Here is a 23,893-nt window from a genome sequence, read left to right as displayed (position 1 = left end):
GGCCCCCCTGTCCTAGACGGCATACCGGCGGGTAACGTCCGGGCAGTCCAGTCGTGCTCAGGATTTCAACATGTGAATTCCGTGAGCACTTGCCCGAGCCTTGGACCGCACCGTCGCATCGCACAACGTCGTGGCGCCGGCGCCCTATGAGGAGCAGCAGTCTTGCGCGAGTTCAGCCTTCCGGCTTTGTACGAGGTCCCCGCGGACGGGAATCTGACCGACATCGTCCGCAGAAACGCCGCGCAGCATCCCGACGTCGCCGTGATCGCCCGCAAGACGGGAGGCGTCTGGCAGGACGTGACCGCCCGGACGTTCCTCGCCGAGGTGCACGCCGCCGCCAAGGGGCTCATCGCCGCCGGGGTGCAGCCGGGCGACCGGGTGGCCCTGATGTCCCGCACGCGCTACGAGTGGACGCTGCTGGACTTCGCGATCTGGAGCGCGGGCGCGGTCACCGTGCCGGTGTACGAGACCAGCTCGCCGGAGCAGGTGCGGTGGATCCTGTCCGACTCGGGCGCCACCGCCTGTGTCGTGGAGCTGGACGGCCACGCGGCGGCCGTCGAGTCGGTGCGCGAGTCCCTGCCCGCGCTGAAGCACGTCTGGCAGATCGAGGCCGGCGGCGTGGAGGAGCTGGGGCGGCTCGGCCAGGACGTGTCGGAGCAGACGGTCGAGGAGCGCGGCTCGCTGGCCCGGGCCGACGACCCGGCGACCATCGTGTACACGAGCGGTACGACCGGGCGGCCCAAGGGCTGTGTCCTCACCCACCGCAGCTTCTTCGCCGAGTGCGGGAACGTCGTGGAGCGGCTGCGTCCGCTGTTCCGCACCGGCGAGTGCTCCGTCCTCCTCTTCCTGCCCCTCGCGCACGTCTTCGGGCGGCTCGTGCAGATCGCACCCATGATGGCGCCGATCAAGCTGGGCTGCGTCCCGGACATCAAGAACCTCACGGACGAGCTGGCCGCGTTCCGGCCGACGCTGATCCTCGGTGTCCCGCGGGTCTTCGAGAAGGTCTACAACTCGGCGCGGGCCAAGGCGCAGGCGGACGGCAAGGGCGCCGTCTTCGACAAGGCCGCCGACACCGCGATCGCCTACAGCAAGGCGCTGGACAGCCCCTCGGGTCCGCCGCTGGGCCTGAAGATCAAGCACAAGGTGTTCGACAAGCTGGTCTACGGCAAGCTGCGCGCGGTCCTGGGCGGCCGGGGCGAGTACGCCATCTCCGGCGGCGCCCCGCTGGGCGAGCGGCTCGGACACTTCTTCCGGGGCATCGGCTTCACCGTGCTGGAGGGCTACGGCCTGACCGAGTCCTGCGCGGCGACCGCGTTCAACCCGTGGGACCGGCAGAAGATCGGCACGGTCGGGCAGCCGCTGCCCGGCTCGGTGGTGCGGATCGCGGACGACGGCGAGGTGCTGCTGCACGGCGAGCACCTGTTCAAGGAGTACTGGAACAACCCGGACGCGACCGCGGTGGCGCTGGCGGACGGCTGGTTCCACACCGGTGACATCGGCACCCTCGACGAGGACGGCTATCTGCGGATCACCGGCCGGAAGAAGGAGATCATCGTCACGGCGGGCGGCAAGAACGTGGCCCCGGCCGTGATCGAGGACCGGATCCGGGCGCACGCGCTGGTCGCGGAGTGCATGGTGGTGGGTGACGGGCGGCCGTTCGTGGGCGCGCTGGTCACCCTCGACGAGGAGTTCCTGGACCGCTGGTGCGCCGAGCACGGCAAGCCGGCGGGCTCGACCGCGGCGTCGCTGCGCGCGGACGCGGATCTGATCGCCGCGGTCCAGGCGGCCGTGGACGACGGCAACGCCGCGGTGTCGAAGGCGGAGTCGGTGCGCAAGTTCCGCATCCTGCCGTACCAGTTCACGGAGGAGTCTGGCCATCTCACCCCGTCGCTGAAGCTCAAGCGGAACGTGGTGGCGAAGGACTACGCGGACGAGATCGAGGCCATCTACGCCAAGTGAGCCCGCTCGACGGCGCGGTGTCCTCGGTGAGGACCCGCGCCGTCACGCTGTCCGGCTGACGGGGCGTCAACTTGCGTGTGTGCGTGGCACGCGCGTCGGCGGCGGGTCCCCGGTCACGGCCTCAGCGGTCCGGGCGGGCGGGGACCCGGGGACCACGACCCTCCGGGCGGGCAGGACCAAGGGATCACGGCCGTCCGGGCGGGCGGGCCGGGGATCACAGGCAGCCGGACGAGCGGGCCGGGGATCACAGGCAGCCGGACGAGCGGGCCGGGACCGGGAGGTCACGGCCGGCGGACGGGCGGCACCGGAGGGTCACACCCAGCCGGGCGAGCAGGACCCGGGGGATCACACCGGGCCGGACGGGAGGGACCGGGGGATCACCCGGCCGGACGAGCGGGCCGGGACCGGGGGATCACAGCCGGCCGGACGCGCAGGACCGCAGGATCACAGCCGGCCGGACGCGCAGGACCGGAGGATCAAACCCGGCCGGACGGGCAGGACCCGGGGGATCACACCCGGCCGGACGCGCAGGACCGGAGGATCACACCCGGCCGGACAGGCGGTTCACAGCAGATCCTTCAGCTTCTCCGCCAGCAGGTCCCAGCGCCACTTCTCCTCCACCCACCGCCGGCCGCGCTCACCCATGCGGCGGCGCAGCTCGGGGTCCTGGAGCAGGACGACGATCCGCTCCGCGGTCTGCTCGGCCGAGCCGCCCCGGACGACCCAGCCCGTCTCCCCCTCCAGTACCGCGTCCGGCGCGCCGCCCGAGTCGCCCGCGACGACCGGCAGGCCCGTGGCGGACGCCTCCAGGTAGACGATGCCGAGGCCCTCCACGTCCAGGCCGCCGCGGCGGGTGCGGCACGGCATCGCGAACACGTCCCCGGCGCCGTAGTGCGCGGGCAGCTCGGCCCAGGGCACGGCCCCGGTGAAGCGGACCGAGGCGGCGACCCCCGTCTCCTGGGCGAGGCGGCGCAGGTCCTGCTCGTAGGGGCCGCCGCCGACGACGAGCAGCACGGTGTCCGGCTCGGCGGCGAGGATGCGGGGCATGGCCCGGATGAGGGTGTCCTGGCCCTTGCGCGGCACCAGCCGGGAGACGCAGACCACGACCGGCCGGTCGGTGAGGCCCAGCCGCGCGCGGACCTCGCCGCCGCCGGAGCCCGGGTGGAAGGTCTTCTCGTCGACCCCGGGCGGCAGCTGCGCCATCCGCCGGGCCGCCGCCGGGGTGAGCGCGGTGGCGATCCGGGAGCGGGTGTACTCGCCGAGGTAGGTGACCGTGTCGGTGCTCTCCCCGATCCGGCGCAGCAGCTGCCGGGCGGCGGGCAGCTGGGCCCAGCCGGCCTCGTGCCCGTGGGTGGTGGCCACCAGCCGTTCGGCGCCGGCCCCGCGCAGCGCGGGCGCCATGAGGCCGAGCGGCGCCGCGGCCCCGAACCACACCGAGGTGCAGCCGTGCTCCCGCAGCAGCCCGGCCGCCCGCCGGGTCACCCGCGGGGTGGGCAGCAGCATCGTCGTACGGTCGCGGACGACGGTGAAGGGCTGCTCGGCGTCGAACGCGGCGGTGGCCTCGGCGCCCTCCGGGCCGCGCTTCCAGGTGGAGGCGTACACGACGAGCCGGTCGGGTTCCAGGCGCAGCGCCATGTTGTGCAGGAAGGCCTGGATCCCGCCCGGGCGGGGCGGGAAGTCGTTGGTGACGATCAGGGTCTTGCGCATCGCCGCCGACCCTACCGAATCGCCCGTCCGGCGCCGGGCGCGGCCGGGTGTGTGGCATGGCACAGGCACGCAGGACATCATGGTCGTCCGAGGCGAATCGAACGGCGCGCCCGGGTGCCGGGGACGGACGACAGGGGTTCACGTGGAGACGAAGGCCGTCCGGCGGTCCCCGACCCGGCCGCTGGCGGCCTGGGGCGTCACCCGCGCGGTGCTGCTGCTGTTCGTCTTCGGGGTGTACGTCTTCCCGGGCCCGGACGTCACGTCGGACGTGTCGGTGATCTACCGCGGCTGGTACGAGGTGCTGCGCCACGGAACGTTTCCGCTGGACGACGTGACCTGGCAGTACCCGCCCGCCGCCGCCCTCGCCGTCCTCTCCCCCGCCGTCCTGCCGTTCCTGTCCTACCCGCACGCCTTCTTCCTGCTGGCGTTCCTCGCCGACGCCGCCGTGCTGGCCGCGCTGCTCCTCGCGGGCCGGCGCCCCGGCCGGTCGCCGCGCGGGGCCTGGGTGTGGGTGGCGGGCCTGCCGCTGCTCGGGCCGACGGTGTACGCCCGCTACGACGTGATGGTGACCGCGGTGGCCGTGGCGGCGCTGCTGGCCGGGACCCGGCACCCCCGCGTGCTGGGCGCGCTGGCCGCGTTCGGCGCGCTGCTGAAGGTGTGGCCCGTGCTGCTGCTGGCCGGGGCCGTGCGGCGGGCCTGGCGGACGGCGGCGGTGACCGCGGCGGGCCTCGCGGCGCTGTTCGCGGTGTTCATGCCGGGCGCCTTCGCGTTCCTGGCCTTCCAGCGGGAGCGGGGCACCGAGGTGGAGTCGCTGGGCGCGCTGGTCTTCCATGTGGCCCGCCACTTCGGCTGGGAGGGGCAGGTGCTGCTGAACTACGGCTCGATCGAGTTCCTCGGCCCGTACGTGGACCGGGTCAGCACGGCCGCGCTGGCGCTGAGCGTGGCCGCGTTCGGCTGGCTGCTGCTGTGGCGGCTGCGCGCGGGCCGGTTGTCCGCGCACGTCGTCGCCGAGGCGGCCTTCACCGCGGTGCTGCTGTCCACGGTGACCAGCCGGGTGATCAGCCCGCAGTACCTGGTGTGGCTGGTCGGCCTGGCCGCCGTGTGCCTGTCGCACCGGGCCGGCCGCATGACGGCGCCCGCGCTGCTGGTCGTCCTCGCGTCCTTCGTGACGGTCCTGGAGTTCCCGCTCGGCTTCTCGCACGTGGTGGCCAGCGACTGGTACGGCGTCGCGCTGCTGGCGGTCCGCGACGGCCTGCTGCTCGCGGCCGCCCTGACGGCGGCCCGCCGCCTGTGGTCCTCGACCGTCCCCCACACCAAGCCCACCGCCCCCTTCCCCTCTCAGACCCCCCGCACAAAGGAAACCCCGGTCTCCCCCTGACGCCCGGCGCGCCACATAAGCACCCCCACGACCACGCACTGCACGGCCATCGCGAGCGCCAGCGCCAGGCAGATGCCGGGCAGCCCGAGTCCGGAGAGGGCGTATGCGAGCGGCAGCTGGACGGCGGTGCCGAGCAGGGTGACCCGCAGCAGCGCGGACGCCGACCCGCTGCCCTCGAAGACCCCGCCGAGCGCGATGAAACAGGCCATCAGCAGCAGGTAGGGGCCGATGCAGCGGAGGAACAGCACGGCCTGGTGGGTGACCTCGGGACCGGCGCCGAACACGGCCGCCACCCAGGGGGCCGTGACGGCGAACAGGGCGGTGGCCGTGAGGCCCAGGGCGCCGGAGACGAGGACCGCCTGGCGGCCGATGTCCCGGCGGGCGTCGTCGCCCGCGCCCCGGGTGTGCGCGGTGTGGATGGCGGCGGCCTGCCGTACGGCGTAGAAGGCCATGGTGGCGACGTAGAGGACCTTGTAGGCGATGGAGTAGGCGGCCACCGCGGTGACGCCGAGCCGGGCGACGATCGCCACCAGTACCAGGGCGCCGCCCTGCCGCACCGTGAAGTCGGCGGACATGGGCAGCCCGGTCGTGAACGTGCGGCGCGGGGCGGCCCCGGCCGGTCCGGCGGGGCGGACCCGGGCGGCCGTGCGCAGCAGGGCGGTGCGGCGCGCGGCGAGGAGACCGGCCGCGAGGGCCACGGCCCGGCACAGCACGGTGGAGGCGGCGGCGCCTCGGACGCCGTAGCGGTGGATCAGCACCGGGTCGCACAGCAGGATCAGCCCGTTGGCCAGCAGGGCGAGCCGCAGGGGCGTGCGGGTGTCACCGGCGCCCTTGAGGATGCCGTCGACCAGCTGCTGGGCGAAGAAGACGGTCATGCCGGGCAGGGAGATGGCGAAGTAGGCGGTGGCGAGGCGCAAGGCCGCGTCGCCGCCCGAGCCGAGCACCAGGCGGGCCAGTGGGGCGCGCAGCAGGAAGCCGCCGGCCGCGACCACGGGGGTGACCACCGCGCACAGCGCCCAGCCCCCGCGCACGGCGGCCCGAACGGCGGCCGGGTCCCGGGCTCCGCGGGCGTGGGCGACCAGCACGGTGGTGCCGGAGGCGAAGACCAGCGCCACGCCGAGCAGCACGTTCTCGGTGTTGGTGGCGACGGCCACGGCCGCGACGGCGGCCCCGCCGAGCCGGGAGACCCAGAGGGTGTTGATGACCCCGGAGGCGACCGGAGCGAGCAGCGAGAGGTAGACGGGGCGGGCGAGGGCGACGAGCTGCTCGCGGTGGGTGCTCACTGAGACTCCTCGAAACGAGCTACCTCGTTTCGAGGTAGCTCGATAAGAGGTAACATAGCCGTCCGGTCCACGGCAAGCAGGAGGAACGCGCGTGCTGGAGCTGTCGATCCTCGGCTTCCTCGCCGAGGAACCACTGCACGGGTACGAGCTGAAGGAGCGCATCAAGGCGCTCAGCGGCCATGTCCGCCCCGTCAGCGACGGCGCCCTCTACCCCGCCATCAACCGGCTCCTCGCCGCCGGGCTGCTCGACCAGCACAGCGAGGAGGGTGCGGGCGCAGCCCCGCGCCGGGTCCTATCCCTCACCGCACAGGGCCGCGCCGAGCTGCTGCGGCGGCTACGCAACCCCAAGCAGACCGAGATCACCGACCACGTCCGCTTCAACACGGTCCTGGCGTTCCTGCGGCACCTGGACGACCCCGCCGGACAGGCCGCGGTGCTGCGCCGCCGGCTGGCGTTCCTGGAGACCCCGGCCAGTTTCTTCTACCGGGAGGGGAAGCCGGTGCGGGCCGAGGAGGCCGGGGATCTGTTCCGGGAGGGCATGCTGCGGGTGGCCCGGGCCGGTGGCAACGCCGAGCGGGAGTGGTTGCGGGAGGTTGTGGGGCGGCTCAGTCGAGTTGGGACGTGACGTATCGCCGCCAGCGTGCGGTGAAGTCCCGCGGGGTCGTGCCGAGTACCTCCCGCAGTGCGTCCTCGACCGCGCCCGGCCGTTTCCCGTGGGCGCCGACGGCCCGGTAGAAGGCGCCGAGCCGGGCCGTGCCCCACTGCCCGGCGATCATCCGGCAGGCCAGCCAGCCGCCCTCGTAGGCGCGCGCCAGGTCGGTGGGGTCGCTGGTGAAGCCGAAGTCACGGTCCGCGGGGAGGGTGGCCGGCAGCTCGTCCTGCCGGACGGCACGGGCGAGTTCCGGGGCGGCCTCGGCGGGGGTGCGCCCGGTGTGCAGGTAGCCGATCCAGTCGGCGTAGCCCTCGGAGAGCCACAGCGGGGTGGCGGCGGTGGTCTGCGCCCGGGTGGCGACATGGGCGGTCTCGTGGGTGAGCACGACCTGCTTGCCGAGGTCACCGAGGACCGCGTACGCCTCCGGGTTGACCACCACCCGGTCGGCGGGGGCCGCGCCGGCGGGCCCGGCCGGGGTCGCGCTCACCTCACCGGTGGTGACGGCGGCGATGCCCCGGTAGGTGGCGGCCGGCGAGCCCAGCAGGGCCGCCATCCCCGCCAGGGACCGCGGGACGAGGACGACGACCCGGCGGCTCCAGCCGGCGCCCCAGGCCCCGGAGACGGCCGGGACCGCGCGGTCGGCCAGCCGGGCGTACGTCCGCAGGCCGGCGGCGGACCCGCCGGCGCCGAGCACCAGGCTGTGCGCGCCCCGCACCGCGGTCACCGTGCCCTGGTCCCACAGCTGCTGCCCGGTCCTGCCGGCGGGCCTGTCGGCGGTGACGTACCAGCGGCCGCCGGCGGTGCGGGCGAGGGTGAGGGTACGGCGGGCGCCGACGGGGGCCCGGTCGTAGCCGGCGACGCGGTAACGCAGGTCGGCGTCGGCTGTGGCACCGGTGCCGGTGCGGCGCAGGCCGGTGACCCGGTAGCTCCAGGAGGCCAGCGGAAGGGCGCGCAGCCGGGTGTACTCGGTGCGGGCGCCCGTCGCGCCGTACGCCGTCTCGTCGTGCCCCAGCAGGGCCGCCGCGCGCCGGTCGAGCACCCGCTGCACCTCGGCCCGGGCCGGGTCGGCCGCCGGCCCGCCGCGGCACCCGGCAAGGGGCAGCAGCAGAGCCAGTCCCACCGCTCCGACACCCCACGCCCGCCTGCGACCAGCCACTTCCCGATCGTACGGCGAGCGGGCGGTCAGGGTCTGGTGACCGAGGACACGGGCATCATCCCGACCGGGTCGTAGCGCACCGGGGCGCCGGGGTAGGGCGCGTGGATGACCTGGCCGTTGCCGACGTACATCGCCACGTGGCTGGCGTCGGAGCGGTACACGACCAGGTCGCCGGGGCGGGCCTGGGAGAGCGGGACCTGCCGGCCTGCGAAGCGCTGCGCCTGCGAGGTGCGCGGCAGATGGATGCCCGCGTGCGCGTACGACCACTGCATCAGGCCCGAACAGTCGAAGCCGGAGGGGCCGTTGGCACCCCACACGTAGGGCCGGCCGAGGGCGGAGCGGGCGGCGGCCAGGGCAGCGGCGGCGCGGCCGTCGGCGGCGACGGCACCGGCCGGGTCGGGCAGGCCCGCACGGCTGCCCCGGGAGGCACGGTCGTAGGCGGCGCGCGCGGCGGCGGGCAGGGCGTTGATGAGCTGCCGGGCCCGGGCGAGCTTCTGCTCCACGGTCCGCTTGTGGGCGGCCACCGCCCTGCGGCTGCGCTCCAGTTCGGCGAGCTTGTCGGTCGCCTCCGCGCGTTCCTGGGCCAGATCGCGCAGCGCGGACCGCAACTGCTGGAGCTGGCCCGCCTGCCGGCTGCCGATGCGGTCGAGGGTGGAGGCCTTGTCGAGGTAGTCGTCGGGGTCGTCGGAGAAGAGCAGGGCGACGGCCGGGTCGATGCCGCCGGCGCGGTACTGGGCGCCGGCCAGCGAACCCAGCCGCTCCCGCAGGCTGTTGATGCGCTGCTGCTGGCGGGCGATGTGGTCCTGCGCGTCACGGACCTCCCGGCGCAGCACCCCGGCCCGCTCCCCGGCCCGGTCGTAGGCCTGGGTGGCCTTCTCGGCGGCCTCGTACAGACGGTCCACCTCGGCGCGGGTGTCGGCGTCCGGTGTCGCGTGCGCCGGTACGGCGCCGAGCGCGGCTGCCGCGGCCGACACCACGCACAGGGCGACGGAGCCCCGGTCGAAGCCGGGCTGGGCGAGACGACGATGAGAGCCCACGAGAAGCCGTGTTCCTTCCGCTGGCCTACAGGACGCGTCCGCCCGGCGCCGGGGACGGGGAGACCCCGGCGCCGGGGAAACGCGGCAGACAGTAGCCGTGCGGAGGGGTCCGGGCCAAAGACCGCGGAGTCAACACAGAGTGACGCCCCGCCGCTGACGCAGGTCATGGGCGGGGCGTGACGTCAGTTCCGGTCACCGGGATTCGCCCGTTCGGGCGCCCCCCGTGTCCGTGTCGTACGGGGTCAGACCCGGACGCCGAACTGGAAGGGCATGTTGCCGATGGCCTCGTAGCGGACCACGGCACCGGTGTGCGGGGCGTGCAGGACCTGGCCGTTGCCGGCGTACAGGCCCACGTGGTGCAGGTCGCCGTAGAAGAAGACCAGATCGCCGACCTTCAGGTCACCGACCGAGCCGATCCGGGTGCCGATGTTCGCCTGCGCCTCGGAGGTGCGCGGTATGGACACGCCGGCCTGGGCGTAGGCCCAGGAGGTCAGGCCCGAGCAGTCGAAGGAGGAGGGGCCGGTGGCGCCGTAGACGTACGGCTTGCCGATCTGGCTCTGGGCGGCGGAGAAGGCCGCCGAGGCGCGCCCGGAGGCGGGCGGGGTCTTGTCGCCGAGGTCCACGCGCTCGGTGGAGGAGCGGTTGGCGCGCTGCTGCTCCTGCGCGAGCTGCGCCTTCTCCTTGGCGGTCAGGGTGTTCAGGAGCTTCTGCGCGGCGGCGAGCTTGCCCTGGACCTCCTGCTTCTTGTTGCCCAGCTCGGTGCGGGTGGCGGCGAGGTCCTTGAGCTTCTCGGTGGCCTCGGCCCGCTCCTGGGCGAGTTCGCGCTGTTTGTCCTGGATCTTCTTCAGCGCGTCGACCTGCTGGCTGCTCAACTGGTCGAGGGTGGACGCCTTGTCGAGGTAGTCGTCCGGGTTGGAGGACAGGAAGAGCTGCACGGAGGCGTCGATGCCGCCGGAGCGGTACTGGGCGGTGGCCAGCGAACCCAGGCCGTCGCGCAGCTTGTTGAGCTCCTCCTGGCCACGGGCGACATCGTCCTGGATGGTGGAGATGTCCTTCTGGAGCTTCTGCTGCTTCTCCTTGGCGCCGTTGTACTTCTCGGTCGCCTGCTCCGCCTGCTCGTAGAGCTTGTCGACCTTGGCCTTCACCTCGTCCTTGCTCAGCTTCTCGCTGGGGGCGGCGTTGGCGGCGTTCGCGCTGAGCGCGACGGCAGCGGCGGCTGCGGTGGTCAGCACGGTCACGCGGGTGCGACTGGGCTGCTTGGGTCGACGGTGGGACGCCACGGAGGACGAACTCCTTCTTGTGAGTGATCACCCGTTCGGAGGTTCGAGCCCAGACCCTAGTGACACAGTTGTGATCAGTTCAAATCCTCACAGGAAAAAACCCTGTCACGCCATGCATTCTTTGCACATAACTCACCTGTAGTGAGACCCGATTGACGCTACGTTGCGTCACGCAACGCCCAATTCGGGCAAGAGTGACGTCCGTTGGACCTTCAGGACAGTCGCTTCAGAAGCACCGCAGAAGCCACGGGACGGGCACCCGCCCTGGCGACCCCGTCGGCCACCTCGCGGTCCGTGGAGGCGACGATGACCGGACGCCCCGGCGGCTCCGCGCGCACCAGCTGGCGGATCAGCTCGTCGGCCGTGACGCCCGGCTTGGAGAACAGCACCCGCACCCCGCGCGGCGGCGCGAGCAGCACCGGCGCGGCCAGTTCCGCGCCGTCGAAGACGCACGTCACCTCGGCCCCGGTCTGCGCGGCGAGCGCAGAGAGCTGGCCCAGCAGCCGGAGCCGCTGCTTCTCCAGCGGCATCTGCGGATAGCCGGTCTTGGTCACGTTGTAGCCGTCGACGACCAGATGTGCCTGCGGGAGCGCGAGGAGCTGGTCCAGGATGGCCGGATCGTGCTCGGACAGGGCGCGTGCCGCGATGTCCTTCGGGGTCATCCGGCCCGGTTCCACGGCGTCGACCGTCTCGGCCGGCCGCACGGACACGGGGGGCAGGGCGAGTTCCCGCCGCAGGCCCTGGGTCGCCTCCAGCAGGGTGTCGAGCAGCAGCCGTACCCGCATGTCCTCCACGCTGCGGCCCTCCCGGGCCGCCCGCCGGGTGGCCTCCAGCGCGGCCTCGGCCTCGCTCAGCCGGGCCTTGAGCCGCCGCGACTCGCTGTCCGCGGCCGACACCCGCGCGTGCGCCTCCGCGCGCGCGGCGTCGAACTCGCCGCGCGCCTTGCGCAGCGCGGCCTCGCCCCGCTTGACGTCGCTGAGCGCGGCCCGCAGCTTGCGGTGCAGCGAGTCGGCTTCCTTCTTCGCCGACTCCAGCTCCGCACGCAGCCGTTCGGTCTCGGCGCGGGTGTGGTCGCGGGCCTGCGCCAGCTCCGCGCGCAGCCGCTCCAGCTCGGCGCGGCTCTCCTCGCCGGCCCGCTCGGCGTCCGCGCGCTGGGCCTCCTCGCCGGCCGCGGTGACCAGCTTCACCCAGCCCGCCGGGCGCAGTACGTAGGCCGCGGCCGCCACGTCGAGCGGGTCCGCGGCCGGGGGCGGCGAGCCGGAGTCGAGGGCGCCGGCGAGTTCCGGCTGCGCCTCTTTGAACTTCTCCCCGATCCGCTGCCGGAACAGCGGATCGGTCTCCAGCGCCGCCGCCATCGCGTTGCCGGCGAACTTGGCCCGGCGGTTCGGGGCGAACCGGGCGTACTGCCGCAACTGGGCGGGGAGTTCGGCCACGGTCAGCCCGCCGAAGGCGTCCGAGACGATCTGCACGACCCGCCGGCGCACGCCGTCGGGCAGCGGACGGTCAAGCACCTCAGCGGTGCCGTCGCCCGGCCCCCCGCCTGCGGTCTCCACCATCCGTCACACCCCAATACCGAAAAAGCCGCCCGGGACCGCTCCGCTCAGGAGCCGTTGCCCGGCCTGTCCACGAGTTCCACCTGGTCCACCGCGTTGCACCAGCGGCAGCGCACCGATTCGATGGTCTCACTGACCACCTCGCGCTCCTCCACCGTGGGCTCACCGGCCAGGTCGAGGTGGACGTACTCGACGACCTTGGACGAGCGGGTCACGTCGAAGCGGGTGAGGTTGCCGCACAGGGTGCAGCGCCATCGTGTCGTGGCCGTCGGCAGGGGAACCGTCATCGTGACCGTCCGCTTCCTTCTCGTGTCGTTACGCGCCGTTCCCCGGCGCGTGTGGCTCGTAACCCTACGGCCTGCCGGGTCCTCGCCGCCCGCCCGTCCGCGGCGGCGAGGCGGTCTGTCAGCTTGCGTCCCGTTACGTCATGCTCTGTAGTCATGATCAGCACCTGGAGCACGGCGGCCGGCAGGACCCTCCGAGCGGTCCGGGGCACCCCGGCACCGATCACGTACGGCCTCATCGTCCTGTGCTGCCTGATCTTCGTCCTGGGCCCCGCCTCCGGGCTCACCCCCGGGTACGGCACCGGGGACGCGCTGCTCGCCGCGCAGCGCACGTACTTCCGGCGCTGGGGCGTGGTGCCGGCGGTGCTGTTCGGCAGACCGGCCCGGGAGGCGCTCACCCCGGCCACCGCGCTGTTCGTGCACGGCGGCTGGGTCCACCTGCTCGGCAACATGCTGTTCCTCTTCGTCTTCGGGGCGATGACCGAGGAACGCATGGGCCGGGTGCAGTTCACCCTGTTCTACGTCGGCTGCGGATACCTCGCCCTGCTGGGCTACGCGGCCGCCAACGCCGCCTCCGAACAGTCGCTGGTCGGCGCCTCCGGGGCGATCTCGGCGGTCCTCGGAGCGTTCCTCTACCTGTTCCCCCGCGCCCGGGTGACCAGTCTTCTGCCGTTCCTGTTCTTCCTGCCGCTGCGCTTCCCGGCCTGGGTGGTGCTGCCGTTCTGGGCGGCACTCCAGTGGTTCGCGGCGGGGCGGGCCTCCGACGGGCCCGGGGTGGCCTACCTCGCGCACCTGGTCGGGTTCGGCCTGGGGTTCGGCTACGCGTGGGTGCGCTACGGACGCGGGCGCAACCGCGCGGGCGGGCCCGGCGGCGCGGTGGTGGGAGACGGGCGGGCGACTAGAGTGAGGGCCGCACCAGCTCCGGTCACCGAGGGAGAGACACAGCCGTGATCACCGCGATCGTCCTGATCAAGACCAGCGTGGACCGGATCCCCGAGATCGCGGAGCGCATCGCCGCGCTGGAGAGCGTCAGCGAGGTCTTCTCGGTCACCGGCACCTACGACCTGATCGCCATGGTCCGGGTCGGGCAGCACGAGGACCTCGCCGAGATCATCCCCGGCCGGATCAGCAAGATCCCCGGCGTGGAGGCCACCGACACGCACGTCGCGTTCCGCACCTACTCCCAGCACGACCTGGAAGCGGCGTTCGCGATCGGCCTCGACAACTAGCCCGGCGACCGGGACCCGCCCCCGGCAGGAGCCGGAAGGCGGGCCGGGTGGTCTCAGACCGCCGGGACGCAGCGGCCGTCCTCCGTGCGGTACTGCCAGCGGGCGCCGTCCCGGACCAGTTCCCGTACGGCGTTCACGAAGCGCTCGACGTGCTCGTCGGGGGTGCCGGCGCCGAAGCTGACCCGGACGGCGTTCAGGGACTTCTCGCCCGGGGCCGCCTCCGGGGCGCCGCACTCCCCCTGGGTCTGCGGGTCGGTGCCCAGCAGGGTGCGGACCAGGGGGTGGGCGCAGAAGAGGCCGTCGCGGACGCCGATGCCGTACTCGGCGGAGAGGGCGGCGGCGAAGTGCGAGCTGTTCCAGCCCTCGACGACGAAGGAGAGGACACCCACGCGCGGGGCGTCGTCGCCGAAGAGGGAGAGGATCCTGACCTCCGGGACCTCGGCGAGGCCCTCGCGGACCGTGCGGATCAGCTGCTCCTCGCGGGCCACGAGGGTGTCCCAGCCGGCCTCGGTGAGGGCCTTGCAGGCGGCGGCGATGGAGTAGGCGCCGATCACGTTCGGGGAGCCGGCCTCGTGGCGGGCCGCGCTGTCGTGCCACTCCACGTCCACCCCGCCGTCCTGCCGCCGGGTGACCTTGCGGCTGGCGCCGCCGCCCGCGAGGTACGGCTCGGCCGCCCGGAGCCAGTCGGCGCGGCCGGCCAGGACCCCGGAGCCGAAGGGGGCGTACAGCTTGTGGCCGGAGAAGGCGACCCAGTCGACGTCCAGGTCCCGGATGTCCACCGGGTGGTGGGGGGCCAGCTGGGCGGCGTCCAAGACGATGCGGGCGCCGTGGGCGTGCGCGGCGGCGGCCAGCTCACGCACCGGCCACAGCTCGCCGGTGACGTTCGAGGCGCCGGTGACGCAGACCAGGGCCGGCCCGTGGGGGTCGCGGCCGGCGAGAGCCCGCTCCAGGGTGCGGACCGCCTGCCGCGGGGTGCGCGGGGCGTCGAGGTAGGTCACCCGGGCGTCCTGCCAGGGCAGCAGGGAGGCGTGGTGCTCGGTCTCGAAGACGAAGACCTGGCAGCCGGCCGGGAGGGCGCGCGCCAGGAGGTTGAGGGAGTCGGTGGTCGAGCGGGTGAAGACGACCTGGTCGTCCGGGCGGCAGCCGAGGAACTCGGCGACGGTCCCGCGGGCGTTCTCGAACAGGTCGGTGGAGAGCTGGGAGAGGTAGCCGGCGCCGCGGTGGACGCTGCCGTAGTACGGGGCGTAGGCGGCGACGTCGTCCCAGACCCGCTGGAGGGCGGGGGCGCTGGCCGCGTAGTCGAGCGCGGCGTAGGCGACCTCGCCGCCCGTGACGAGCGGGACGGTGACGTCGCGGCCCAGGACGGGCAGCGGGGCGCAGAGGGACCGGTCGGCGGCAGCGGTGGAGACGGACATGGCTGAACTCCCGTGAAGGCAGGTGGAATCCGCCGGGCGAGCGGGTGTGCTCGAGCGCCGGTGGGGTGAAAGGGGGATGCGGAGGCGGGGCTCTGCGGCCCTAGCGCATTCGCTTGCTCACGGGAGGCTCCTCGACGACCAGGATCCCTGGTCCCACACCCTGAGAAGTGTGCGAGGGATCCGCGCTTGCCGTGGACCTTGCTGTCCACGGCCTGGTCTTCACCCGGGGCACCCCGCCACGGACGGAGGGTTGCCGGACAGTCGGCCGGGGCCTCATGACTGTCACTCATGACCTGGTGGAAGAACGTACGCGAACTGATCGTCGTCCCGCAACCCGTGTCCGGATCGCGGGATGACGTGCGGTGCGGTCAGGCGTTGCTGGCCGCCACCCACCGCTCCAGCGTCCGCCGGGCCGCGCCGGAGTCGATCGACTCCGCGGCCTTCGCCATGCCCGCGCGGAGCTGCTCGGTGAGCGACGCGCCGGTCGGCTCCAGGGCCACCAGGGCCGCCGCCGAGTTCAGCAGGACGGCGTCCCGTACGGGTCCCTGCTCGCCGTCGAGCAGACGGCGGGCGACGTCGGCGTTGTGGGCCGGGTCGCCGCCGCGCAGCGCCTCCACCGGGACCAGGGGGAGACCGGCGTCACGGGGGTCGAAGGACTCCTCGCGGACCCGGCCGTCGCGGACCACCCACACCCGGGAGGTGGCCGTCGTCGTCAGCTCGTCCAGGCCGTCGTCGCCGCGGAAGACCAGGGAGGAGTTGCCCCGTTCCGCGAGCACGCCCGCGACGATGGGCGCCTCGTGCGCGACGGCGACGCCGACCGCCTGGGCCCGCACCCGCGCCGGGTTGGTCAGCGGGCCGAGCAGGTTGAACACGGTCCGGATGCCCAGCTGTCCGCGGGCGGCGCCCACATGGCGCAGCGCGGGATGGAACTTCACGGCGAAGCAGAAGGTGATGCCGGCCTCCTCCGCGACCTCCACGACCCGGCGGGGGGTCAGGTCGAGGTTGACGCCGAGCTTCTCCAGGACGTCGGAGGAGCCGGACGCCGAGGAGGCGGCCCGGTTGCCGTGCTTGACGACCTTGGCGCCCGTACCGGCCACGACCAGCGAGGACATGGTGGAGATGTTCACCGTTCTGGCCCCGTCGCCGCCGGTGCCGACGATGTCGACGGTGCGGCCGGGCACCTCGATCACGTTCGCGTGCTCGTACATCGTGCGGACCAGGCCGGTGATCTCCTGGACCGTCTGCCCCTTCGCCCGCAGGGCCACCGCGAACCCGGCGATCTGGGCGTCGGTCGCCTCACCGCGCATGATGCGGTCCATCGCCCACGCGGTGTCGTCGGCCGCCAGGTCACGGCCCTCCAGGAGACCGTTCAGCAGGACGGGCCAGGAGCGGCCCGCCGTGGTGTCGCCTCCAGCGGGGGTCACAGCGCTCATCAGCCGCTCCTCGTACACGGTCCTGCTCGGTCGTACCCCACCCTATCCAGCCGGAGGCACCGCGAAGGGCCCCGTCCGCGAGGCGGACGGGGCCCTTCTGCGTGGTGTGGCGACGCGGGGATCAGTGGTGGCCGTGGCCGCTCGTGATCTCCTTGAACTCCTCGACGGTCGGCTTCGGGATCTGGCTGTCCTCGCCGTAGTAGGCGTTGGAGAGCTTGACCCGCAGCTTCTGCGAGGTGCCCACCTTGCGCTCGACGCCGTTCTCGTCGGTCGTCGGACCGATCTCGGCAGGCCGGTACTGCTCGTGCGCGGTGAGCGTGTGCAGCTGCTCCTGGCTGAGCGGCTCGTGCACCTCGATGAACTCGCCGTGCGGCAGCCGCTTGATGATGCCGGTCTCGCGGCCGTGCAGCACCTTGTCGCGGTCACGGCGCTGGAGGCCGAGGCAGATCCGCCGGGTGGCGATGAACGTGAGGACCGGTCCGGCGAAGAACGCGATCCGGACGAACCAGGTGACCGCGTTGATCGACAGATGGAAGTGCGTGGCGATGATGTCGTTGCCACCACCGATCAGCATGATCACGTAGCCGGCGACCCACGCGGCGCCGAAGGCGGTGCGGGTCGGGGCGTTGCGCGGCCGGTCCAGGATGTGGTGCTCGCGCTTGTCGCCGGTGATCCAGGACTCGATGAACGGGTACAGCGCGATCATCGCGAGGAACAGCCCGAACAGGGCCAGCGGGATGAACACGCCCAGGACCAGCGTGTGGCCCCAGAAGTTGATCTCCCAGCCCGGCATGGCGCGGACGAGACCCTCGGCGAAGCCCATGTACCAGTCGGGCTGGGCGCCCGTGGAGACCTGGTCCGGACGGTAGGGGCCCATCGCCCAGATCGGGTTGATGGACGCGATGCCGGCGATGAGGGCGATGAAGCCGAACACCAGGAAGAAGAACCCGCCGGCCTTGGCCATGTAGACCGGCAGCAGCGGCATGCCGACGACGTTCGTGTTGTTCCGGCCGGGGCCCGCGAACTGCGTGTGCTTGTGGAAGAACACCAGGATGAGGTGCGCCACCATCAGGCCGAGCATGATGCCCGGCAGCAGCAGGATGTGGATCGAGTAGAACCGGGCCACGAAGTCGTGGCCGGGGAACTCGCCGCCGAACAGGAACATCGAGATGTACGTGCCGACGACCGGCACGGACAGGATCGCGCCCTGGGTGAAGCGGACACCCGTGCCCGAGAGCAGGTCGTCCGGCAGGGAGTAACCGGTGAAGCCGGTGAACATGCCGAGGACGAACAGCAGGAAGCCGAACAGCCAGTTGATCTCACGCGGCTTGCGGAACGCGCCGGTGAAGAACACGCGCATCATGTGCACGAACATGCCGGCGAGGAAGACGACCGCCGCCCAGTGGTGGATCTGCCGCATGAGCAGACCACCGCGCACATCGAACGAGATGTGCATGGTCGAGTTGAACGCCTCGGACATCAGCTGTCCCTGGAGCGGGACGTAGCTGCCGTGGTACACGACCTCGTTCATCGACGGGTGGAAGAACAGCGTCAGATAGACACCCGTCAGGATGATGATGAGGAAGCTGTACATGCAGATCTCGCCGAGCATGAAGGACCAGTGGTCCGGGAAGATCTTGCGCATGTTGGCCTTGGCCAGGGAGTAGATCCCGAGCCGGCCGTCGGCCCAGTCGGCGATGCGCTCGCCGGCCGGGGCCTTCCCGCGAGAGCGGCCCGCCGCGGCAGCGGCGGATGAATTCGTGTCGTTCGATGCAGTACTCATCCGCGCTCCCAGAAAGCAGGACCGACGGGCTCCTCGAAGTCGCCGAGCGCCTGGAGGTAACCCTCACTGTCCACGCCGATGCGCAGCTGCGGCAGGGCGTGGCCGGCGGGGCCGAAGATGACCCGGGCGCCGTCGGAGAGGTCGAAGGTGGACTGGTGGCACGGGCAGAGCACGTGGTGCGTCTGCTGCTCGTACAGCGAGATCGGGCAGCCCACGTGGGTGCAGATCTTCGAGAAGGCGACGATGCCCTGGTGCGACCAGTCGAGTTCGCGCTTGTCCTTGATGTTGCCCGGCTGGAGCCGGACGATCATCAGGGCCGCCTTGGCCATCTGGTCCTGGAAGTCCTCGGCGCGCTCCTCCAGCCCGTCGGGCTTGGCGAAGGTGAGCGAGCCGACCTCGATGTCCTCGGGACGCAGCGGCTGGTTCGTGTTCATGTTGACCAGGCGCTTGTTCTTGGCCCACAGGGTGTGCCGGAGCTTGGTCCCGGGGGCCGGGCCCAGACCGCCGAGCAGCATCACGCCGGAGAGCGGCACCAGGGCCAGCGCGCCGAACATGGTGGTGCGGATCAGCTTGCGGCGGCCGAGCGCCGACTCCTTGGCACCCAGGCGGAAGTCGTCGTGGACCTTCGCGCGGACCTCGGGGGAGGCCTCGATCGGGTGACGGTCGTCGGCGACCTCGACGTCGGACATCAGGGTGCGGGCCCAGTGGACCGCGCCCGCGCCGATGCAGAACAGGGCGATGCCGAGGGTCAGTCCCAGCGCGAAGTTCATCGCGCTGATGTGCCCGAGCGGGAAGACGAAGATCGACCTGTCGTTGGGGATCGCCAGGTAGGCGGCGATGAAGCCGATCGTCGCCAGCATCGACACCGTGAACAGCAGGGCGACGACGCGCTCGGACCGCTTGGCGGCCCGCTCGTCGATGTCCTGGATCCGGTGCTCGTGCGGCGGCAGTCCGGGGTTCGCGAACGGGTTCTCGTGGTCCGCGACGTCTACCGCGCCGTGCGCGTGGTCCCGCCCGGCGGGCAGGTTCTCTTCTGGAATGTCTTGGCTACTCATGACTTCTTGGCCTTTGCGGTCCGGGCGGCAACCCACACGGCGACGGCGATCAGTCCGCCGAGACCGAAGATCCAGCCGAAGAGACCCTCACTGACCGGCCCGACGCCGCCCAGCTCCAGACCACCCGGGTTCTCCGTCTCATCGCCGTTGACCGCGTTCAGGTACGCGATGATGTCCTTCTTGTTCTTCTCCGACATCGTGGTGTCGGGGAAGGACGGCATGTTCTGCGGGCCGGTCTGCATGGCCTCGTAGATGTGCTTGGGAGCGACACCCTCCAGGCTCGGCGCGTACTTGCCCTTGGTGAGGGCACCGCCCTTGCCGGTGAAGTTGTGGCACTGCGCGCAGTTGGTCCGGAACAGTTCGCCGCCCTGGGCGATGTCCGCGCCGGCCGGGCCGTACTGGTCCTTGGTCGGCACGCTCGGGCCGGCGCCCAGCGACGCCACGTACGCGGCGAGCTGGTCGATCTCGGCCTGCGTGTAGCTGACCTTCTTGCGCGGGAGCTGGGCCATCTGGGAGGTGGAGGCCGGCATGCGGCCGGTGCCCACCTGGAAGTCGACCGCGGCCGCACCCACGCCGACCAGGCTGGGGCCGTCGGAGGAGCCCTGGCCACCGGTGCCGTGGCAGCTGGCGCAGCCGACCTCGTAGAGCTTCTTGCCCTCCTTGATGGTGAGGGACTGGGAGGAGTCGTCGGCCTGCGCCTTGCCCGCGGGCGCGAACGCGGCGTACAGCCCCCCAGTGGCCGCCAGCGCGAGGAGTAGGACGACGACCGCCGCCAGCGGATGGCGTCGTCGTGCGGAGAGCTTTTTCACGGATTACCCCGGTGTCAGGATCTTCAGCGTCGGTGCTTCTGGATTGCGGGAGCGGTCCCCGCTACTTGATCAGGTAGATCGTGGCGAAGAGGCCGATCCAGACGACATCGACGAAGTGCCAGTAGTAGGACACGACGATGGCGGCGGTCGCCTGCTCGTGCGTGAACCTCTTGGCCGCGTAGGTGCGGCCGAGGACCAGCAGGAAGGCGATGAGACCGCCCGTCACGTGCAGGCCGTGGAAGCCGGTGGTCAGGTAGAACACCGAGCCGTACGGGTCCGAGGACAGCGAGATGCCGTCCTTCTTCACCAGCTCCGTGTACTCGTAGATCTGACCGCCGATGAAGATCGCACCCATGATGAAGGTGAGAGTGAACCAGCCGCGGAGCTTCTTCACGTCGCCGCGTTCGGCAGCGAAGACACCGAGCTGGCAGGTGAGGGAGGAGAGCACCAGGATCGTGGTGTTCGTCGCGGAGAAGGGCACGTTGAGCGCGTGCGCCATCTCCTTCCAATGGGCCGGTCCGGTCACCGACCGGAGGGTGAAGTACATCGCGAAGAGGGCCGCGAAGAACATCAGCTCGGAACTCAGCCAGATGATGGTTCCGACGCTGGTGAGGTTCGGCCGGTTGACCGACGGGTGCGCGTGCCCGGTTTCTACTGTCGTTGCTGTCGCCACGACCGACATTATGTCGGTCGCTTATCCCGCCCTCACTCCGGGGGGTGCCGTTCGGAGTGTTGCCGCCCGCCGAACCGGTGCTGACGTGGTGTTCATGGGAGTAGCATCCGGCCGAACGGCCCTGTCCGTCCTGTCCGTACGACGCTGACGTCCCGGAGGAACAATGCAGCCGACCGCCACGGTGCTGGTCTACAGCGACGACTCCAACACCCGCGAACAAGTACGGCTGGCCGCCGGGCACAGGCCGGCCCCGGACGTCCCCCTGGTGGAGTTCCTGGAGTGCGCGACTCCCGAGGCGGTGCTGCGCGAGCTCGACAAGGGCGGCATCGACGTCTGCGTCCTCGACGGCGAGGCGGTGCCGATGGGGGGCATGGGGATGTGCCGGCAGATCAAGGACGAGGTGTTCGACTGCCCGCCGGTGCTGCTGCTGATGGGCCGCCCCCAGGACGCCTGGCTGGCCACCTGGAGCCGCGCCGACGCCGCCGTGACGCTGCCGGTGGACCCGGTGGAGTTCGCCTCCTCGCTGGCCTCCCTGCTGCGCCGCAAGAGGCTGCTGAGCGCCTAGGGACCCGGGGCGCGGGGCCGTGGGCACGCACGGCCCCGCGGGCGCTCCTCGCGCCCGCACGGGCGGACCGCACTCGGGTACGGCCCCGCGCCCCCGGGTGACGCTCACACGGCCGTCGGCCGGAGGCGCAGCGCGTCTCCCGGTGCCGGGCCGTCCGGTGTGCCGTTGAAGAGGGCGCTGCCCTGGCGCCACTTCGCCCAGTCGACGTTCCAGTCGCCGAAGCCGTTGCCGAAGGGCTCCATCGGGTCGCCGTCGGAGTTGACGACCCGCACGATGTCGCCCTCGCGGACGGTGTCGAAGAACCACTCGGCGTTGGACGTGTTCATGCCGGTGCAGCCGTGGCTGACGTTGGCGGAGCCCTGGGAGCCCACGGACCAGGGGGCGGCGTGGACGTACTCGCCGGACCAGGTCACCCGGGTGGCGTAGTAGACCGGCAGGTCGTAGGAGTCGGAGCTGCCCTCGGCGATGCCGACCGTGGTGCTGCGCATGCGTACGAAGTACTGCTTGCCGAGCACGACCTTGACGCCGTTGCGGGTCTCGTAGCCGGGCTTGCCGGTGGTGACGGGGATCTGGTTGATCTCCGCACCGTTCTTGTAGACCGTCATCTGGTGCGACGAGGCGTCCGTGACGGCCTCGACCCGGTCGCCCGTGGTGATCTTCAGCGGCTTGGAGGCACCGCCCCACAGCCGGTCGCTGATCCGGATGCCGTCCAGGTTGCTGTGGACCCGGACGGTGGCGTGGGTGGGCCAGTACTCCTTGGGGCGGTAGTGGAGTTCCTTGGCGTCCACCCAGTACCAGGCGCCCTGCACGGCCGGCGTGGACTCCACCCGCAGGGCGCGTTCCACGACGGCGCGCTGCGCCTTGTCCTTGATCTCGTGGTCGAGCTGGGCCGTGATGGGCTGCCCGACGCCGTAGGTGCCCGCCTGCGGCCCGAAGGTGACGTTCAGGCGCTTCTTGCTGGTGGGCTTGCTGGTGTCGAACGTGAGGATCTTGCGGCCGGGTGCCCCGTCCTCGTCCTCGGTGCTCACCGAGACCGTGTAGTGGGCGTTGGCGGCCAGGGGGGAGGTGCTGTGCCAGCGGCTGCCGTCGGCGGCGAGTTCGCCCGCGACGTAGCGCCCTGTGGAGTCCTGGGCGGTGACGTCGGTGATGCGCCCCTCGTCACCGTTGGCGGTGACCTCCAGGGGCTTGTCCGGATCGGCCCGCTTCTCTGCACCGGTGGGGCCGTTGAAGGAGATCAGGCCCGCTGCGTCGTACGGCTTGGCCGACAGGGGGTTGCCGTCCGAACCGCAGGCGGTGACGCCCGCGCCGAGGGCGGTCACCAGCAGGGTGCAGCTGACGACGGTGCGGGTCCGCGGAGAGTGGTTCATATGATCACGCTATGAGGCGGAGACCTCACCGGCGCGGCAGGTAATCCGTACGAGCGAACGACACTCCGGCAAAGGACGGACCCGCCCCGCCGCGCGAACGACGGGAGCCCGGGCCCTCGTGGTGGAGGGTCCGGGCTCCCGGTGCGCTCGGCGGGTGCTACTGGGTGCGGTTCTCACCGCGGTAGTACTCGAACACCCAGCCGAACAGGCCGATCATGATGATCGGGGCGGCGAAGTAGAGCAGCCACCAGCCGACGGCGACACCGAGGAAGGCGAACGCGCCGCCGACGCCCAGCATGAGCGGCTGCCAGCTGTGCGGGCTGAAGAAGCCCAGCTCGCCCGCGTCGTCCGCGACGTCCGCTTCCTTGTCGTCCTGGGCGCCCGCGTCGACCCGCCGGGCGGTGAAGCCCAGGTAGAAGCCGATCATGACGGTCAGGCCGAAGGCCAGGAAGAGCGCGGTGGTACCGGCAGGCTCCTTCGACCACACGCCGTACACGCTGGCCATGATCAGGATGAAGACGCTCAGCCAGATGAACAACCAGCCCTGGATCTTCACTTGCCGGCCTCCTTGCTGCCCGTGACAGCGCTGGTGCCGTGGCCGGCGTGCTCAAGCTGCTCGAGGGCGGCGATCTCGGGGTGGTGCAGGTCGAACGCCGGGGACTCGCTGCGGATCCGCGGCAGGGTGAGGAAGTTGTGCCGCGGGGGCGGGCAGGAGGTCGCCCACTCCAGCGAGCGGCCGTAGCCCCACGGGTCGTCCACGTTGACCGGCTTGCCGTACTTGGCCGTCTTCCACACGTTGTAGAGGAACGGCAGGATCGACAGGCCCAGCAGGAACGAGCTGATCGTCGAGACCGTGTTCAGGGCGGTGAAGCCGTCGGCCGCCAGGTAGTCGGCGTACCGGCGCGGCATGCCCTCGGCGCCCAGCCAGTGCTGGACCAGGAAGGTGCCGTGGAAGCCGATGAACAGCGTCCAGAAGGTGATCTTGCCCAGGCGCTCGTCCAGCATCTTGCCGGTCCACTTCGGCCACCAGAAGTGGAAGCCGGAGAACATGGCGAAGACGACCGTACCGAAGACCACGTAGTGGAAGTGCGCCACCACGAAGTACGAGTCGGAGACGTGGAAGTCCATCGGCGGCGAGGCCAGGATGACACCGGTCAGACCACCGAACGTGAAGGTGATCAGGAAGCCGGTGGCCCAGAGCATCGGTGTCTCGAAGGACAGTGAGCCCTTCCACATCGTGCCGATCCAGTTGAAGAACTTCACACCGGTCGGGAC

General features: G+C 71.8%; 22 protein-coding genes and 1 riboswitch. Of the genes, 6 read left to right on the top strand and 16 right to left on the bottom strand.

Annotated features, from left to right (window positions below):
* The first annotated feature begins 162 nt into the window (after positions 1 to 162).
* On the top strand, positions 163 to 1,959 hold the full coding sequence (locus ABZ117_RS14555) for an AMP-dependent synthetase/ligase (RefSeq protein WP_356820654.1): 1,797 nt from the start codon (positions 163 to 165) through the stop codon (positions 1,957 to 1,959).
* A gap of 564 nt (positions 1,960 to 2,523) precedes the next feature.
* Here ABZ117_RS14555 and ABZ117_RS14550 read toward each other — a convergent pair.
* Complete coding sequence (locus tag ABZ117_RS14550; protein ID WP_356820652.1) at positions 2,524 to 3,666, bottom strand: glycosyltransferase family 4 protein; 1,143 nt, start codon at positions 3,664 to 3,666, stop codon at positions 2,524 to 2,526.
* Between the two features lie 142 nt (positions 3,667 to 3,808).
* Between ABZ117_RS14550 and ABZ117_RS14545 the strand changes: the two genes are divergently transcribed.
* Positions 3,809 to 5,044: a glycosyltransferase 87 family protein gene (locus ABZ117_RS14545; protein WP_356820650.1), complete on the top strand. Its 1,236-nt coding sequence runs from the start codon at positions 3,809 to 3,811 to the stop codon at positions 5,042 to 5,044.
* Here ABZ117_RS14545 and ABZ117_RS14540 read toward each other — a convergent pair.
* A complete protein-coding gene (locus ABZ117_RS14540) occupies positions 5,005 to 6,327 on the bottom strand; it encodes an MATE family efflux transporter (RefSeq protein WP_356820648.1) in 1,323 nt (440 codons plus the stop codon). The two genes, ABZ117_RS14545 and ABZ117_RS14540, sit on opposite strands and share 40 nt — an antisense overlap.
* Positions 6,328 to 6,418: 91 nt before the next feature.
* Between ABZ117_RS14540 and ABZ117_RS14535 the strand changes: the two genes are divergently transcribed.
* Positions 6,419 to 6,952, top strand: a complete 534-nt coding sequence (locus tag ABZ117_RS14535; protein WP_356820646.1) for a PadR family transcriptional regulator — start codon at positions 6,419 to 6,421, stop codon at positions 6,950 to 6,952.
* On the opposite strand, the gene ABZ117_RS14530 is transcribed toward ABZ117_RS14535, so the two are convergent.
* The 5 genes from ABZ117_RS14530 to ABZ117_RS14510 all read right to left on the bottom strand — a co-directional run bounded on the left by ABZ117_RS14530 (position 6,933) and on the right by ABZ117_RS14510 (position 12,292).
* The gene (locus tag ABZ117_RS14530) at positions 6,933 to 8,135 is read right to left on the bottom strand and encodes a hypothetical protein (RefSeq protein ID WP_356820644.1); all 1,203 of its coding nucleotides are present in this window, start codon (positions 8,133 to 8,135) and stop codon (positions 6,933 to 6,935) included. The two genes, ABZ117_RS14535 and ABZ117_RS14530, sit on opposite strands and share 20 nt — an antisense overlap.
* A gap of 26 nt (positions 8,136 to 8,161) precedes the next feature.
* Positions 8,162 to 9,172, bottom strand: a complete 1,011-nt coding sequence (locus tag ABZ117_RS14525; protein ID WP_356820642.1) for an NlpC/P60 family protein — start codon at positions 9,170 to 9,172, stop codon at positions 8,162 to 8,164.
* 242 nt (positions 9,173 to 9,414) lie between these two features.
* Entirely contained in the window at positions 9,415 to 10,452 is a 1,038-nt protein-coding gene (locus ABZ117_RS14520) for an NlpC/P60 family protein (RefSeq protein ID WP_356820640.1), read from the bottom strand.
* 212 nt (positions 10,453 to 10,664) lie between these two features.
* A complete protein-coding gene (locus tag ABZ117_RS14515) occupies positions 10,665 to 12,008 on the bottom strand; it encodes an NYN domain-containing protein (RefSeq protein WP_356820638.1) in 1,344 nt (447 codons plus the stop codon).
* A 44-nt stretch (positions 12,009 to 12,052) separates the two neighbouring features.
* On the bottom strand, positions 12,053 to 12,292 hold the full coding sequence (locus ABZ117_RS14510; RefSeq protein ID WP_356820636.1) for a hypothetical protein: 240 nt from the start codon (positions 12,290 to 12,292) through the stop codon (positions 12,053 to 12,055).
* A 153-nt stretch (positions 12,293 to 12,445) separates the two neighbouring features.
* Between ABZ117_RS14510 and ABZ117_RS14505 the strand changes: the two genes are divergently transcribed.
* Together ABZ117_RS14505 and ABZ117_RS14500 are read left to right on the top strand one after the other, a co-directional pair.
* On the top strand, positions 12,446 to 13,240 hold the full coding sequence (locus tag ABZ117_RS14505) for a rhomboid family intramembrane serine protease (protein ID WP_356820635.1): 795 nt from the start codon (positions 12,446 to 12,448) through the stop codon (positions 13,238 to 13,240).
* A complete protein-coding gene (locus ABZ117_RS14500; protein WP_121789193.1) occupies positions 13,237 to 13,518 on the top strand; it encodes an Lrp/AsnC ligand binding domain-containing protein in 282 nt (93 codons plus the stop codon). The genes ABZ117_RS14505 and ABZ117_RS14500 overlap by 4 nt, the downstream gene beginning before the upstream one ends.
* 53 nt (positions 13,519 to 13,571) lie before the next feature.
* Here the strand turns inward: ABZ117_RS14500 and ABZ117_RS14495 are convergent, their stop codons facing one another.
* From ABZ117_RS14495 to ABZ117_RS14470, 6 genes are all read right to left on the bottom strand, one after another.
* Positions 13,572 to 14,933: an aminotransferase class V-fold PLP-dependent enzyme gene (locus ABZ117_RS14495; RefSeq protein WP_356820634.1), complete on the bottom strand. Its 1,362-nt coding sequence runs from the start codon at positions 14,931 to 14,933 to the stop codon at positions 13,572 to 13,574.
* Between the two features lie 177 nt (positions 14,934 to 15,110).
* Positions 15,111 to 15,227: riboswitch (SAM riboswitch) on the bottom strand.
* A gap of 74 nt (positions 15,228 to 15,301) precedes the next feature.
* Positions 15,302 to 16,366, bottom strand: coding sequence for an anthranilate phosphoribosyltransferase (gene trpD, locus ABZ117_RS14490; RefSeq protein WP_356820632.1), 1,065 nt, complete (start codon positions 16,364 to 16,366; stop codon positions 15,302 to 15,304).
* Positions 16,367 to 16,487: 121 nt separating this feature from the next.
* Positions 16,488 to 18,149, bottom strand: coding sequence for a cytochrome bc complex cytochrome b subunit (locus ABZ117_RS14485; protein ID WP_356820630.1), 1,662 nt, complete (start codon positions 18,147 to 18,149; stop codon positions 16,488 to 16,490).
* Positions 18,146 to 19,204 carry a Rieske 2Fe-2S domain-containing protein gene (locus tag ABZ117_RS14480; protein ID WP_356820628.1) on the bottom strand — a complete coding sequence of 353 codons (1,059 nt, stop codon included), beginning with the start codon at positions 19,202 to 19,204 and terminating at the stop codon, positions 18,146 to 18,148. Before ABZ117_RS14480 ends, ABZ117_RS14485 begins: the two co-directional genes overlap by 4 nt.
* A complete protein-coding gene (locus tag ABZ117_RS14475; protein ID WP_356820626.1) occupies positions 19,201 to 20,013 on the bottom strand; it encodes a c-type cytochrome in 813 nt (270 codons plus the stop codon). The genes ABZ117_RS14480 and ABZ117_RS14475 overlap by 4 nt, the downstream gene beginning before the upstream one ends.
* Before the next feature lie 61 nt (positions 20,014 to 20,074).
* Positions 20,075 to 20,695, bottom strand: coding sequence for a heme-copper oxidase subunit III (locus ABZ117_RS14470; protein ID WP_121789187.1), 621 nt, complete (start codon positions 20,693 to 20,695; stop codon positions 20,075 to 20,077).
* Between the two features lie 154 nt (positions 20,696 to 20,849).
* Here ABZ117_RS14470 and ABZ117_RS14465 point away from each other — a divergent pair, with 154 nt between their 5' ends.
* Positions 20,850 to 21,251: a hypothetical protein gene (locus tag ABZ117_RS14465; protein WP_356820624.1), complete on the top strand. Its 402-nt coding sequence runs from the start codon at positions 20,850 to 20,852 to the stop codon at positions 21,249 to 21,251.
* 104 nt (positions 21,252 to 21,355) lie between these two features.
* Here ABZ117_RS14465 and ABZ117_RS14460 read toward each other — a convergent pair whose 3' ends face one another.
* From ABZ117_RS14460 to ABZ117_RS14450, 3 genes are all read right to left on the bottom strand, one after another.
* Positions 21,356 to 22,618, bottom strand: a complete 1,263-nt coding sequence (locus ABZ117_RS14460) for an Ig-like domain-containing protein (protein WP_356820622.1) — start codon at positions 22,616 to 22,618, stop codon at positions 21,356 to 21,358.
* Between the two features lie 157 nt (positions 22,619 to 22,775).
* Positions 22,776 to 23,174: a cytochrome c oxidase subunit 4 gene (locus ABZ117_RS14455; RefSeq protein WP_356820620.1), complete on the bottom strand. Its 399-nt coding sequence runs from the start codon at positions 23,172 to 23,174 to the stop codon at positions 22,776 to 22,778.
* Positions 23,171 to 23,893, bottom strand: a 723-nt coding sequence (locus ABZ117_RS14450) for a cbb3-type cytochrome c oxidase subunit I (RefSeq protein WP_356820618.1), incomplete at its 5' end; no start/stop codon positions are given. The genes ABZ117_RS14455 and ABZ117_RS14450, both read right to left, overlap by 4 nt.

It is taken from the genome of Streptomyces sp. NPDC006309 (assembly GCF_040613095.1).
In the GTDB taxonomy this organism is placed as follows: domain Bacteria; phylum Actinomycetota; class Actinomycetes; order Streptomycetales; family Streptomycetaceae; genus Streptomyces.
This window is presented reverse-complemented; position numbering and strand designations above follow the sequence as displayed.